Raw genomic sequence first — 13,464 nt, forward strand, 5'->3', positions numbered from 1 at the left:
GTGATCGATCTCGTCCTGTCGTTGGAGGGCCATATGCAGCTCACCATGTTCTATATCGCGAACGGGTTGCTGTCCATGGTGTCTGATAATGTCTTCGTCGGCACTGTGTACATTAATGAAGTGAAATCCGCGCTTATCAACGGCGTTATCGACCGTGAACAATTCGACATGCTGGCTGTCGCCATTAACACTGGGACAAACCTGCCTTCGGTCGCCACCCCGAATGGTCAAGCCGCCTTCTTGTTCTTGCTCACCTCTACATTGGCACCGTTACTTCGCCTCTCCTACGGGCGCATGGTCTATATGGCATTGCCTTACACGATTGTAATGGGCCTACTCGGCGTGGTGGGGATCGAGTTTTTCTTGGTGCCGGCCACGGAATGGATGCTACATCAAGGATGGATTTCTGAAACCATTCATATGACCCAACAAGCCTTACCGAGTGCGCACTAACGCACTTCTACCATTGACCTCAGGCTCAACAAACGATTGAATAGCAAGGCCCTGTTTAGGGCCTTCTTTTGTATCAGGAGTAATTTGAGTTATGTGGCGCGCCTTAAACCAGTTTTCTCGCAGTCGTTTTTCTTGGCTGCTATTGCTCGTGTGTGTTGTCGGTCTTGAGGCTACAGCGCTGTATTTCCAATATCACCAATCGCTCGCGCCTTGTGTGATGTGTATTTATGAACGGGTTGCACTGTTTGGAGTAGGAGCAGCCGCACTGATTGGCGTGATTGCGCCGCAAAATGCTGCACTACGCACCTTGGGGTTGCTCGGCTATGGGGTGACCGCTGCCTGGGGGCTGAAACTGGCACTTGAGCATGTCAGTTACCAATTTCCGGATCCGAATCAACTGTTCGGCCCGACGTGTGATGTCGCGGTGAACTTCCCGACTTGGGCCCCACTCAATCAATGGCTTCCGCAGGTATTTGAAGCTTATGGTGATTGCAGCAAGGTGGTATGGCAATGGCTTGGCTTTTCGATGCCACAATGGTTGGTAGGCATTTTCTCGGCCATGCTGGTGGTGTGGGGGTTAGTCATCATCGCCCAATTTATTGGCCGACCACCGCGTCGTATCTTTTCTTAGTAACCTTGACGCGCCGCCTCCAAATCGAGGGCGGCGCATCTGTAGCCACTTAGGCTTCGCAAACGATTTTCGTATCGGTTTGCAGCTTGGCTAGCAAAGGTCTATCCGCTGCACTAAATACCGCGGGATCGAGTCGGTTTGGTTCGCTCCAGTGAATGGCCTGATGACTCAAGGCTTCAGGCTCTCCCTTGGCGAGGGTGCACCAATAGCTACACAACAAAATGCGCTTATCACCGTAGTCATATTCTGTTTCGACAATCGGCGCGCCGACGGCTACCGTCACTCCCAGCTCTTCTTTTAGCTCACGCGCGAGAGCTTGTTGATCGCTTTCATCCGCTTCTACTTTACCCCCCGGAAATTCCCACCAGCTAATGTAGGCCTTGTCTGGGTGGCGCTGAGCAACAAGCACTTGGTTTGCTTGCCCAATCACACCGGCGACCACACGAATCGCCGCTTGCGTGTTTACTTGCGTCATCGTTCTCTCCTGCAATCGCTTATCGCCCACAACACTTTTTAAACTTGGTGCCACTGCCACACGGACAAGGGTCGTTACGCCCTACCGACTTAAACGGGTTAATTTGATGGGCGCCATGGCTGCCTTGCTGCACTTCATCGGCTGCTTTGGCGACCTCTTGGATCATTAGGTCCAATTGGTCGATGTAGCGACCGGGCTCAATATCTAAGCCAACTTCTTTCATTTGCGCCAGCGTCCCCGCCTCGTCATGCAGCAACAGCATTGAGGTCACCAGTGCGGATAACATGCGGCGACTTCCATCGCCTACTGTGGCTTCTTGCCAATGAGGTTCAACATAAGGCCATACCGAAAGAAAACCCTCGGCAAACGCTTGAGCCGGTTCGCTACGTAACGACAGCATCAACGCGTCTGGCAACCCATAGTCGTTGCGCATGAGAGCGTGATACTGCGCGTCAAGATGCGCGAGGATCGTCTTTTTATCGGCGTCAGGTAAATGGACATCGTCTTCATCAAGGCCTGCCGTCATCAATACCGATAACCATGTGTCCGGTGATAGCGGTGCGGGACAGATATTGGCGGCCAGCAGGGCGCCTTCTACAAAGCTGGCTGGCATGCCTTCCCATTCAGAAGAAAGCGTGATTAGTGTTGACATTCTGTCTCCCGTATCTGTTGAGTCGCGTCAGCGAGGCGAGCGTTATCCAGCTCACGCACTATCTCATCGGCGCGATTGAGCACGCGAATCGCTTTAAAACAAGCGTCTGCTTGCGGATAGTACTGACGTAAATATTTGAACCACTGTTTTATTCGGTTCGGGAAATACTGGCCCTTATCGCCTTGTAGCTCGAGTTCGGTATAGCGTACCAATAACGTAAGCACGTCTGTCCACGCCATTGGCGCAACATTGTCTCGAATGTGGGCGCCAAGGTTGGGCATGTTCAGGGCGCCACGACAAACCATTAAGGTGTCGCACCCGGTGATGGCTTGGCAGCGCAATGCATCCTCTCGGTGCCAAATATCGCCATTCGCGGTGACAGGAATAGGCAGTTGTTGATTTATCTCTGCGATCAAATCCCAACGAATGGTACCCGCTTTGTAGCCATCACGCTTGGTTCGACCGTGGACCACAAGCTCAGAGGCACCGGCTTGGTATACCGCATCAGCAATCTCCGGGTAGTCATCTAAATCGTTGTAGCCAAGACGAATTTTGGCACTCACCACATGGGCTGAGTCCACCGCATCGCGTACCGCTTTCACCACATCAAACATATGCTCTGGGGTCTTAAGCAAAGCCGCACCACCTCGGTTGCCATTCACCGTTTTTGACGGACAGCCAAAATTAATATCTATCCCGTGGGAGCCAAGCTCAATGGCACGGACGGCATTGCGCGCCATCGCCACCGGGTCTTGTCCCAACAGCTGCACACGCACCGGCGTGCCGGCGGCGGTAACGCCTCCTTGATGCRATTCAGGGCACAAGCGATAAAAGACCTTCTCGGGTAAACGCTGATCGACCACACGCACAAATTCCGTCACACAGAGACTGTAATGATTGATCTCCGTAAGCAGGTTTCTCATTAAGGGATCGAGTACCCCTTCCATCGGGCCTAAAACCACGCGAGGGGCGGATGGATATGTTTGACTCATGCCATGACCTTTACCAGTAAGGCGCGCTATTTTGCCAGCTTTTGCCGCAAAGCGCAGCTAACAAAAAAAGCCAGTCAAAATATGACTGGCTTTCAAACCGTTAGCGTTGATGGTACAGACCTAGCCCTCTGCTTTCGCAGCCTCAACCATGGCTTCTAACTGCGGATAAGGTAAATAGCCCGGCGCGACTTGATCGCCAATGATCATCGCTGGCGTGCCACGCAGCCCAAGCTCAACRAAGGCTCGGTAGTTATCCGCCACCGCTTTTCCTGTTTCTTCTGGCGTTTTTAGCCATTGCTCGGTCTTGGTTTTCTTGGCGATTTTCTCTAGCGAGCGCGCATCATGCATACCACGCTTTTTCATCAGCAATTCATGAACTTGCGCAAAAGCCTCTGGCTGTTCTAGCCATACATTCATGGCATACACCGCAGAGTTAGTGCCCAACTCATCAATGGTTTGTTGTTTAAGTGGCACGGCAATATTGATGACTTTGACATCATCATGCGCGGCCACCAGCTTTTGCAGTTCGTCTTCCAACTTTTTACAGTACGGGCAGTTGTAGTCCATAAAGTTCACCACAGTGACGGTTGGATTTTCAGCGCCAATCCAGCTGTGGGTCTTAGACTCAAACCAGTCGCGACGTTTGGCAAGGTTCTGCTTAAACGTCTGCTGTTGCTCGACAAACTTCTGCAAACTCTGATTAAGGTTGGCAATTAGCTTGGGGTTATCTTCCAACAGGCTAACAATTTCATCCAGTTGCGCTTGCTGTGTATCGCTTAAATTCTTGGCGCTAGCAGGCATGGCTAGCATCATGAGCGCAACACATGGCGCGATATAACGAGTGAAGGACATTGGGTTTCCTTTTTATTGATATAAATGCATTACAACAGTCTCAACCATAGGCCAAGGGGCGTGGTGAATCCGGTTGTAATTGAAGTAATTTTTCCTTGTTCGATCACCATCACGGTGGGCGTTACTTTCACTGAAAAGGCATTAGAAAGCGCCCCGCTTTGATCGTTCACCACAGGAAAATCATAACCATGATGAGCAAGGTATCCGGCCACATGTTTATCCGAGCCTGAGCGTAACGCGATCGAGACCACTTGCGCATGACCACTTAGCCAATCTACCGAGGGGGTCACAAAACGGCATACCCCACACCAACTTGCCCACACATAGACCAGCACCGGCTCTTGTTGCGACATAGCAACCAAATCTTGTTGGCGACCATCCAGCAAACGCATCGACGTCACCGGTACCTGACTGGTATCGATATCACGGCTTCGCCACCAATCGACGGCAGTGCTCGATATCAATACAAACACGATGAGCCAGCACAGATCACGCGCACCACGTTTGACCCGCTGACGCCATGACAGTTTCCTTTGAGTGGCCGTCATGGTGTTTTCGCCCGCTCAATCGCGGCCATCACCGCGTTATCGGTCAAAATCACCGGCAACACGATCCCATCAGGTGCACCCGGACCATAAACAATATTGAACGGCACGCCATAGCGCTGGTGCTTTTGCAAATACTGCGTCACGGTATCACTCGGACGGGTCCAATCACCTTGCATCGTCACTACATTCGGTGCGGTGATCGCATCATAGACGGGCGACTGTAGCATTACCCCTACTTTGTTGGCATGGCAGGTAATACACCAATCAGCGGTCACATCGACAAACACCACTTGTCCCTGTTCGACGGCGCGCGTGATTGCCGCTTCATCAAGGCTTACCCAATCTGGTTCAGGATTGAGGGGCGTTGCCCACTGCTGCGCGGTCAAGGACGCTCCTATCAGCCCAAGCACAATAATAACCAGCAACCCAGCCGAGCCTTTAATTGCTGCCAGCTTGCCAAGGGTCCGATATGTCAGCCACACAGTGGCAACCAGCAACAGTGTTCCCACTGCTATTGCACCTAAGACGCCAAGATAAGGCATCCATAACCAGAATAGCCACACTGTGGTGCCAGCCAGCAACAGCGCAAAGATCCGTTTGACATGGTTCATCCACGGGCCGGGTTTTGGCAATGCGCGAGTCAGCCCCGGGAAAGCGGCGACCAACAGCCACGGCAGCGCCATACCAATCGCCAGCGCGGTAAAAATCAGCCATAGCGCCGTCAAGGAGCCGCCCAATGCATACGCCACTGCTGTGCCAAGGAAAGGGGCCGAACACGGTGTGGCCAGTAAGGTTGCAAACACGCCTTGCACAAAATGACCACTGTGGGTGTGACCCCCACGTGTTGCTAGCCACGTCTGCCAGCTTGAGGGCAAATCAATACGCAGCACGTCGAATAAGCTCAGGGCAAAGAGCCAAATCACCAGCGTCATGACCCCGATAAAGATCGGACTTTGGAACTGGATGCCCCAACCCACCGCTTGTCCTGTTAGCTTGAGCGCCATCAGTAATCCAGCAATCGCCCAGAAGGAGACGAGTATCCCGGCTGCTGAGGCCAAAAACTGGCCACGAATGACACCACGAGTGGCGTTAGGGTTCGCAACGATACTGTTTAGTTTGAGTCCCAGAACGGGAAGCACACAGGGCATCACATTCAGGATCAAACCGCCTAAGAGCGCAATCCCGCCAATCACCCAAATAGAAAGTCCCGCGTGTGCAACCACATGGCCTGCTTGCACCGTGATGCTATGCTCGGCAAGTAGCTGTTTATCCATGACGGTAACCTGAATCGGCTTGTCGGTAAGATTGGGCGTTTCTATCCAATTGGTTACATCAAAGGTCGCGGTCAGCGTATTGCCATCACGGTGGATACTCGGCACCCCAAAGGTGTCATCAATCACCGCCTCACCATCCACCAAGAGATCAGGTTGCTGCCAAGCTTGGTTGCCCGTCACGGTGACGGCGAGCTGCTGTTTACTGGCATCCCACACCGCAGAAYCAAGCGTCACATTTGGGAGTGGCTTGGGCACCTGACTCATCGCTTGGTTAAACTGATACATCCGCTCGCCATCGGCCTCTAGTGCACTAGGCGTAAAGTCGAGCGAGATAGGATAGTCAGTGATCACACACACACTGGTACACGATGACAAGCGCAGCGTCGCATCCAGTGAAACCGGTTGTTGCCAGTGTTCAACATCTAATGTCAGAGGGAAAGCAACCTGCCCTTTATAGCCGAGCATGGTCAACCCAAGCTGCTCATAGCGCTTCGGCGCCGGCCAGTGCCAAGTAATCTGGTTCAGGTTTTGGCTGTCATTGATAATCAACTCGGGTGCCACGCCCCCTTCGCCGGGCGAGCGCCAGTATGTTTTCCAATCACCTTGCAAGCGGATAGAAAGTAAACCATCGAGGCGCAGCGTGTCTGGACTCCCTTGCCCAGTTAACGCTAAACGTGCCGTCACCGGTGGGTGATCAGGATTGCTAAGCCAGCCGGTATCCGGGGCATTAGCTCGGGCCGTTGGAGTGAGTAGCAGTAAGCACAAAGACAATAGCGGCAGCAAGACCCAAGCTTGCCAAGCGCGACCTTGTTTAACAGTGTGCCAATAGTCATTGATTCGATTCATAAGTCTGTTCCTTGTTAAGAATAAATACGCCATTTGAAAAGCAGGCGCTTTATTCTCGGAACACACAAAAGCAAAGGTGTCGTCGCCGATAGGTGGGTGGGTCGTGAGTAGGTAAAGTAATCGATACGCTCACCGTCGCCATGACCGCAAGTAATACAATCAGCCACCAAAGTGGCGCGGGAAGCCAATCGAGCGTCAATACTGTAGGCTGTACCAGCTGCTCAGACAGGGCACATTTTTTCCCGACCGCACTCGTGTCATCACTTTGGTCTTGCATACTCAATGCTTGGCAAGCGGCTTGCACACCTGATTGCCAACTCAGCTGGTTTTGCAAGGCGCACACTGCCAGAACCCATATCGCTACCGCGAGGGCCCAGCCAGCTTTAAAACGACGTGCATACTCTTGCATTCCACCTCCTGTCGAGTTGGCAATCATTATGCCCAACAGCAGAAAATAAACAATGGGTTATCCGCGAAGAACCATCGCCTTACGCCGTGGCTTGCATGTCGATACAGTGCCGTCTTCACAAAAAAGGCACCGCAAGTGTCGGTGCCTAGCTAAACAACGTCATCATATGTCTGCTGCCATTAACGCTCGGCAGGATGATTCAAAATATGATCTTCCCAATCAATCACATCGATTTCGTATACCACGCTGTCTTTGACCGAGATCCCAGCTTGGTGCATTGCCGCTTTTGAGCCAGTGATCAGAGGATGCCACTCAGGCAGCGGTTTATTCTCTGCCAACAAGCGGTACGCGCAAGTCTCTGGCAACCAGTAGAACTCATCTATTTTATCGCGGGTAAGCTTGAGGCATGACTCTTCATAAGAAAAGCGATTGGGATAGTCTTTGCATGTGCACGTTTTATCATCGAGCAGACTACACGCCACGTTGGTGTAGTAGAGCTCGTCGGTCTCTTCGTCGATCAGCTTATGTAAACAGCAACGGCCACAACCGTCACATAAAGCTTCCCACTCCTCGTCGCTCATTTGCGCCAAGGTTTTTTGTTGCCAAAAAGGCGTGCTCATGATGTGTACTCTCTTATATTTTTCCGCTTTGTGGCGGTAACGACATTGCGCCGCTGTTATAACCATCATAGCGGTAAAGTGCAAGCGACCTTCCCTTCCCGACTTGGCGACAACCAACGTCAATGGTAGAGTGCCTGCCCGTTTTTCTCCGATACCGAGGTTTTATGCCCACTACGCCGACATTCTCGTGCCGTTTAGGCTGCGGCGCGTGTTGTATTGCCCCGAGTATTTCCTCTCCAATACCCGGTATGCCTGACGGTAAACCCGCAGGAACACGATGTGTCCAACTCGACGAGCATAATTTATGTAAACTGTTTGGTCGTCCTGAGCGACCTGCAGTGTGTAGTGCCTTTAGCGCTGACAAAGACGTGTGCGGTGAGAGTACCCAGCAAGCGTTAGATAATTTAATTTACCTCGAGGCGGCAACATAAAAAACGCCAGCCCAGTGATGAGCTAGCGTTATTGTAGCGAAACGCGTGTTCTCGCTTTAGCTTTGAATACCTACGATCAACCAAGGTGCATTGGACTGGGTCAAATCACGCTCCAGATGCCAAATATCCGAGATATCTTCTTCTACACCCTCGACACGATCACAGTAACGACCGGTGAATTTCAAACTCAGTTGGGCAGTGCGACTGTCGTAATCGGCACGCACAATCTCAGCATCCACATACATCACTTCGGTGTGTTGCTCTCCGCCTAATCGCGCACGTTCGGCGGCTAAGTCGTTATACAGCGCTGGCGTCACGTACTCTTGGATTTTCTCCAGCTCGTTATGGTTCCAAGCGCCTTGCAAAATACGATAGTGTTCGCGCGCGCCACTCAAAAAGCTTTGCATGTCGAATTGTGGCGGGAAGTTAAAGGGGACATCGGGTTGTGTTTCCCCGAAACCACCCGACGTCGCGCTGGTGTCTGTAGCATTGTTACGAAACGCTGAGGGCTGTTCGTGATAATAGCCTTTGTTTTGTCCTGCGTAAGCGGGCCCTTGTGCCTGAGCACTGGCTTTGGCCTGTGTCATGCCTCGCAAGAATTTCATAATCAGGTAGGCAATTAAACCAAGGATTAAGATATCCATAAATTGGATACCCTCAAAGGCACCACCAAAAAAGGCCGCCAACAAACCACCGGCGAGTAAGCCGCCGAGTAAACCACCCATCAAGCCTTTTTTACTGCTGCTTTTGGTCGGGCTTTGTTTGATGGTGTTGGTATCGGTTGTTTTTTGCTTAGGGGCGGGGGCGGTTTTAAAGCTTTTGCCAAATGACTTACCGCCACCAAAGCGCTTGGCTTCTGCGTAAGGCGCTGAAACAACGAAGACAAACATCAACGCTGCGACAGAGAGTAATTTTTTCATGATTGCTTCATCTGTGGTTTATGACTGATGTCATGCTAGAGTGTCTGGAAGTGAAGTCAATCCTATGACTGACATTAATTGTTACCAAACGTCACCACCGGATTCGGGAACCATCGCGAAGTTTGGCGCACTCAAGGAACCATTTACGCTGTCACGACTCCAAGCTCACAACGCATTTATTTACATTGATAGGACTGGACCATGAATGATACCCACAGCAAGTTTATCGGTTATCTGCTTTGGATCTTTGGCTTTCTTGGCGCACACCGTTTTTACTATGGTAAACCTGTCACTGGGACGATCTGGTTTTTTACCCTCGGCCTGCTCGGGATTGGCTGGATTATCGATCTCTTCTTGATCCCGCTAATGGATAAGGAAGCGGATCTACGTTTTCGTAGCGGACAAACCAATTTCACCGTCGCTTGGCTGCTGCTGACATTTTTAGGTATCTTTGGGGTCCACCGTATGTACATGGGGAAATGGATCACTGGGGTCATTTACCTGTTTACGGGCGGTTTCTTCTTACTCGGCGTGCTATATGACTTTTGGACGTTGAATGATCAAGTCTCGATAAAAAACAGCCAAAAATTTGCCTAACGCCACTATCGACTGGCAGTAATCAATAACCGTTATTTGTCGCTGACACAGCCAATATCGGGTGTGCACACTGATTGCCAATCGCATAACCTAATGATGCGCAACCCGTTTAAAGGTTGCGCACTCGCCTCGCCTTGCTAGTATAAGTCGCTTATTGCACCGCTAAACGGACCGATGTACTCATGAGCCAACAGTTTCAACTTCTGCGTGAGCGACGCTTTCTGCCCTATTTCATCACACAGGCGTTAGGGGCCTTTAACGATAACGTTTATAAAAACGTGTTGGTGATCATGGTCGCATTTGCTTCCGCCGAGCAGTTGCCAATGGATGCGACTCTATTTATTAATGCTGCGGCGGGGCTATTTATTCTGCCTTTTTTCCTGTTTTCTGCCTTTGCCGGTGAACTCGCCGACAAATACGATAAAGCCCTTATCATGCGGCGCGTGAAATGGCTGGAAGTCGTGATTATGTCGAGCGCCGCGATTGCCTTGTATTACGAATTATGGATAGTGCTGCTAGGGTTATTGTTTATGATGGGCACCCAGTCCGCTTTTTTTGGCCCGGTAAAATACGCACTGCTACCACAAACCTTGAGCGATAAAGAACTGGTCTCGGGCAATGCGCTCGTCGAAACCGGCACGTTTTTATCTATTCTACTCGGGACCTTACTCGCTGGATTTATCGCTCATCACCCACATGCCAATGTGGTTGCCGGCGCCGCGGTATTAGCCTTTGCACTGCTGGGCGTGCTATCGGCACATGCGATCCCTCCCGCGCCTGCCGGTAATCCAACCCTCAATCTGCGCTATAAACCCATCGCACTGATGAAACAAACCTTGCGTTTTGCACGCCAAGACAAAGTGACCTTACAGGCCATTTTAGGTATCAGCTGGTTTTGGTTTCTTGGTGCAAGCTACCTGACCCAATTTCCTAAATACACCGCCTTGCTGGGCGGGAATGAAACCGGCGTTTCCTTCTTACTGRCCCTATTTTCAATCGGTATCGCGGTGGGCGCGCTGCTGTGTGACAAGCTGTCCGGCCACCGTATCGAGCCCGGTATCGTGCCCTTGGGAAGCCTTGGGCTTACCGGCTTTGGGTTGCATTTATTTTTTGCCACGCCCGCCAGCCCAACTGTGCACAGCGATTTAATCGCCTTTGTGACCGATCCGGCACTGACGTGGGTGTTTATCGATTTATTGATGATTGGCGTGTTCGGTGGGATCTTTATTGTCCCCTTGTATAGCTTGATGCAACAGCGCGCCGATAAAGCCGCGCGTGCACGCGTTATTGCCGCCAACAATATCTTCAATGCGTTGTTTATGGTGGCAAGCGCCCTTCTTGGCATCACCCTCTTGGTGGTGGTGAAAATCTCCATTGCCGAGTTTTTCCTGTTACTGACAGTGCTCAATTTATTGGTGGCTATCTATGTCAGTCAGTTGGTGCCGATTTTTGCACTGCGCTTTTTTACGTGGATGATCACGCACACCTTGTATCGGGTGAAGCATAAAGATTTACACCATATTCCCGAACAAGGGGGAGCCTTACTGATTTGTAATCATGTCAGCTACATGGACGCGCTTTTGCTGGCGGGTGCTTGTCATCGTCCGATTCGCTTTGTGATGTTTGAGGACTTATATAAATTACCCGTGCTGCATTGGTTCTTCCGCACCTCAAAAGTGATCCCCATCAGTCACCGAGGACGCACCATTCGCGCCGCGATGAATGAGATCCAACGCGCGTTAGATAATGGCGAAGTGGTGTTAATTTTCCCAGAAGGTCACCTGACCTTTGATGGAGAAATAGACCAGTTTCGTCGTGGCATGGATATGATTCTGCAGCGTTCACCGGTCCCCGTCGTGCCCATGGCACTGCAAGGCTTGTGGGGCAGTTATTTTAGCCGACATGGCGGCAAAGCCATGTTAAAACTGCCAAAACGCTTTTGGTCAAAGGTAACTGTGGTTGCCGGCCCCGCCGTGGAGCCGGAAAAAGCCACTTCCGCGTATATGCGCGACGAGGTGATTCGCTTACGTGCCGACCGACCTTAATGTTCGATTTGCTGGCTTGCCCATTGGGCAAGCTGCACACGTGACGGCTTAATACTGGCACCCTGCTCGAATGTCGGCCACGGCAAAAAAGCGATGGGACGTTGATAAGGCGCTAACGACTGACAATGCGCCGTTAATTGCACCTGATCCAGTGGCGCTGTGCTTTGCACTATCGCAACAGGACGCGCGCCAAATTCATGGTCGATAACCGGGACAACCACGACTTGGCTGATCTTGTCTCGTTGGAGTAAGTGGTTTTCAATACGCTCAGGCTGAACATTTTCTCCACCGCAGATAAACTGATTATCCTTGCGCCCAATAATACGCAACACTGGCCGCTGGCGACGCGTCTCCCATCTCGCCAGATCCCGCGAGGCTAAGCCTTGTTCTGCCAAAAGCGCCTTTAACCGTCCCGCTTGCCAATATCCTAACGCGAGCGTGTCGCCACGATGAATCACTTCACCATCGCTCGCCAGCGCAACGGTACGATACGGCAAAGGCTCACCGACATCGTCATGGCCATCGGCGCGCTTTAACGTGACGGTCGATGCGGTTTCTGTCATGCCATAGCCACACCAACAAGCAATGCCCTGCTGCTCAGCTAGTTGTGTCAATCGTGCGGGAATCACTGCACCGCCCAGTAATACATGCTTAAGTCGAGAAGGCGCTTGCCGCGCGGCCAACCAAGGTAAGGCGCGATAGAGTTGTGTGGGCACCAAGGAGGCGTGTGTCACCCGAGTCAGTGATTCGGGTAAAGCTTCTCCCTGACAAGGGAAAATGGCGAGGGTGGCACCTTTGAATAACCAGCGCCACACAATAGCCAGCCCCGACACATGAAAAAGCGGCAACGATAACAACCAACTATCGGTGCGACTGCTCGGCCTCTCCTCGTGCTCAGACAGCCCTTGAAACGGCAGCATCTGGGTTAAACCTGCCGCACTGGCAAGGTGTTGATGCGCTGCATGTACCACGGCTTTGGGCTTTCCTGTTGACCCTGATGTCAGCGTCATGGTGAGCGGTTGCTGTGGTTGCCAAGGCACTATCGATATCGCGTCAGATCCTCTTACCTTGTCGTTATCGCGGTCCAGCCATTGACACTCGCCAAGTTCTGCCAACACGGCGGCTTTCACGTCGTCACTTAAAGCATGATTGAGCACTAAGGTGATCTTGCCCGCTTGCCATGCAGCAAGCAGGCCAACCACTAAGCGCTGGGGAGCAAGACGACTGTCGAACACCACCACTGGCGCGGCATTAAACTGCGTTTGCTGACGGTCCACATCCGCCACCAGCGCCTGCCATGTCAGTGAGGTGTCACTCTCGATGGCAAGCGAGTCTGGCGCACAGCCAGCCCAGTGCCGCCACGGCCACACCTTAAATCCGAACGCCGAGGCCGTCACAATGTATTCACCCAGATAAGGGGCTGGTCATGTAGGGGCGCTAATGGCTGCGGCGCACCCGGCCACGTACGGTCAAGTTGGTGGGCAAAGATACTCAGCGTATCAAGTCCAGGAACCACATCCGGCGTTAACCAAGTGGCAAAGCGTGATAGCTGCGTGAGTCCAAGGCTTGATTCTAGCGCAGCACTGATCACTGCCTGCTTGCCAAGCGTTGTCGCGCTATCAATCCAGCTTGTCAGTGACGCAAGATCGCCCATCAAAGTGGGTTTGAGCACCCACACCGAAACGTATTCACTTTCAATCAATTCACTGTCATCGTGGT

General features: G+C 51.9%; 14 protein-coding genes and 2 pseudogenes. 5 read left to right on the forward strand and 11 right to left on the reverse strand.

The window, feature by feature from the left end; genetic code table 11:
• Both BZG83_RS13710 and dsbB read left to right on the forward strand, forming a co-directional pair.
• Positions 1–453, forward strand: a pseudogene (locus BZG83_RS13710) (sodium/proton antiporter); the annotation flags it as partial.
• A gap of 91 nt (positions 454–544) precedes the next feature.
• Positions 545–1,084 carry a disulfide bond formation protein DsbB gene (dsbB, locus tag BZG83_RS13715; protein ID WP_077481327.1) on the forward strand — a complete coding sequence of 180 codons (540 nt, stop codon included), beginning with the start codon at positions 545–547 and terminating at the stop codon, positions 1,082–1,084.
• A 49-nt stretch (positions 1,085–1,133) separates the two neighbouring features.
• On the opposite strand, the gene BZG83_RS13720 is transcribed toward dsbB, so the two are convergent.
• The 8 genes from BZG83_RS13720 to BZG83_RS13755 form a co-directional block, all read right to left on the reverse strand.
• On the reverse strand, positions 1,134–1,559 hold the full coding sequence (locus BZG83_RS13720) for a (deoxy)nucleoside triphosphate pyrophosphohydrolase (protein ID WP_077481329.1): 426 nt from the start codon (positions 1,557–1,559) through the stop codon (positions 1,134–1,136).
• Positions 1,560–1,578: 19 nt separating this feature from the next.
• Entirely contained in the window at positions 1,579–2,211 is a 633-nt protein-coding gene (locus tag BZG83_RS13725) for an SEC-C metal-binding domain-containing protein (RefSeq protein ID WP_077481331.1), read from the reverse strand.
• Positions 2,199–3,203, reverse strand: a complete 1,005-nt coding sequence (dusC, locus tag BZG83_RS13730; RefSeq protein ID WP_077481333.1) for a tRNA dihydrouridine(16) synthase DusC — start codon at positions 3,201–3,203, stop codon at positions 2,199–2,201. Before dusC ends, BZG83_RS13725 begins: the two co-directional genes overlap by 13 nt.
• A 120-nt stretch (positions 3,204–3,323) precedes the next feature.
• Positions 3,324–4,055, reverse strand: coding sequence for a DsbA family protein (locus tag BZG83_RS13735; RefSeq protein WP_077481335.1), 732 nt, complete (start codon positions 4,053–4,055; stop codon positions 3,324–3,326).
• Between the two features lie 29 nt (positions 4,056–4,084).
• On the reverse strand, positions 4,085–4,603 hold the full coding sequence (locus tag BZG83_RS13740) for a protein disulfide oxidoreductase (protein ID WP_077481337.1): 519 nt from the start codon (positions 4,601–4,603) through the stop codon (positions 4,085–4,087).
• On the reverse strand, positions 4,600–6,723 hold the full coding sequence (locus tag BZG83_RS13745) for a protein-disulfide reductase DsbD family protein (RefSeq protein ID WP_077481339.1): 2,124 nt from the start codon (positions 6,721–6,723) through the stop codon (positions 4,600–4,602). Before BZG83_RS13745 ends, BZG83_RS13740 begins: the two co-directional genes overlap by 4 nt.
• Positions 6,724–6,772: 49 nt before the next feature.
• Entirely contained in the window at positions 6,773–7,132 is a 360-nt protein-coding gene (locus BZG83_RS13750; RefSeq protein ID WP_077481341.1) for a hypothetical protein, read from the reverse strand.
• A gap of 179 nt (positions 7,133–7,311) precedes the next feature.
• A complete protein-coding gene (locus tag BZG83_RS13755; protein WP_077481343.1) occupies positions 7,312–7,752 on the reverse strand; it encodes a YcgN family cysteine cluster protein in 441 nt (146 codons plus the stop codon).
• Between the two features lie 164 nt (positions 7,753–7,916).
• Here BZG83_RS13755 and BZG83_RS13760 point away from each other — a divergent pair, with 164 nt between their 5' ends.
• Positions 7,917–8,183 carry a YkgJ family cysteine cluster protein gene (locus BZG83_RS13760; protein ID WP_077455707.1) on the forward strand — a complete coding sequence of 89 codons (267 nt, stop codon included), beginning with the start codon at positions 7,917–7,919 and terminating at the stop codon, positions 8,181–8,183.
• A 56-nt stretch (positions 8,184–8,239) separates the two neighbouring features.
• Here BZG83_RS13760 and BZG83_RS13765 read toward each other — a convergent pair whose 3' ends face one another.
• On the reverse strand, positions 8,240–9,103 hold the full coding sequence (locus tag BZG83_RS13765) for a Tim44 domain-containing protein (protein WP_077481345.1): 864 nt from the start codon (positions 9,101–9,103) through the stop codon (positions 8,240–8,242).
• A 201-nt stretch (positions 9,104–9,304) separates the two neighbouring features.
• On the opposite strand from BZG83_RS13765, the gene BZG83_RS13770 reads away from it, so the two are divergent.
• Complete coding sequence (locus tag BZG83_RS13770; RefSeq protein ID WP_077455705.1) at positions 9,305–9,700, forward strand: NINE protein; 396 nt, start codon at positions 9,305–9,307, stop codon at positions 9,698–9,700.
• Between the two features lie 182 nt (positions 9,701–9,882).
• Positions 9,883–11,745 carry an MFS transporter gene (locus tag BZG83_RS13775; protein ID WP_077481347.1) on the forward strand — a complete coding sequence of 621 codons (1,863 nt, stop codon included), beginning with the start codon at positions 9,883–9,885 and terminating at the stop codon, positions 11,743–11,745.
• Here BZG83_RS13775 and BZG83_RS13780 read toward each other — a convergent pair.
• Together BZG83_RS13780 and BZG83_RS16770 are read right to left on the reverse strand one after the other, a co-directional pair.
• Positions 11,742–13,115 (reverse strand): AMP-binding protein, encoded by a 1,374-nt coding sequence (locus BZG83_RS13780; RefSeq protein ID WP_158011457.1) that lies wholly within the window; start codon positions 13,113–13,115, stop codon positions 11,742–11,744. The genes BZG83_RS13775 and BZG83_RS13780 overlap by 4 nt on opposite strands.
• 23 nt (positions 13,116–13,138) lie before the next feature.
• Positions 13,139–13,464, reverse strand: a pseudogene (locus BZG83_RS16770) (o-succinylbenzoate synthase); the annotation flags it as partial.

The organism is Salinivibrio sp. PR919 (assembly GCF_001995355.1).
GTDB lineage: Bacteria > Pseudomonadota > Gammaproteobacteria > Enterobacterales > Vibrionaceae > Salinivibrio > Salinivibrio proteolyticus.

Excerpts from the sequence above, each read along its gene's own strand:
- BZG83_RS13765 (WP_077481345.1), bottom strand. The coding sequence starts at position 9,103 with ATGAAAAAATTACTCTCTGTCGCAGCGTTGATGTTTGTCTTCGTTGTT.
- BZG83_RS13750 (WP_077481341.1), bottom strand. The coding sequence starts at position 7,132 with ATGCAAGAGTATGCACGTCGTTTTAAAGCTGGCTGGGCCCTCGCGGTA.
- BZG83_RS13770 (WP_077455705.1), top strand. The coding sequence starts at position 9,305 with ATGAATGATACCCACAGCAAGTTTATCGGTTATCTGCTTTGGATCTTT.
- BZG83_RS13740 (WP_077481337.1), bottom strand. The coding sequence starts at position 4,603 with ATGACGGCCACTCAAAGGAAACTGTCATGGCGTCAGCGGGTCAAACGT.
- BZG83_RS13720 (WP_077481329.1), bottom strand. The coding sequence starts at position 1,559 with ATGACGCAAGTAAACACGCAAGCGGCGATTCGTGTGGTCGCCGGTGTG.
- dsbB (WP_077481327.1), top strand. The coding sequence starts at position 545 with ATGTGGCGCGCCTTAAACCAGTTTTCTCGCAGTCGTTTTTCTTGGCTG.
- BZG83_RS13725 (WP_077481331.1), bottom strand. The coding sequence starts at position 2,211 with ATGTCAACACTAATCACGCTTTCTTCTGAATGGGAAGGCATGCCAGCC.
- BZG83_RS13760 (WP_077455707.1), top strand. The coding sequence starts at position 7,917 with ATGCCCACTACGCCGACATTCTCGTGCCGTTTAGGCTGCGGCGCGTGT.
- BZG83_RS13755 (WP_077481343.1), bottom strand. The coding sequence starts at position 7,752 with ATGAGCACGCCTTTTTGGCAACAAAAAACCTTGGCGCAAATGAGCGAC.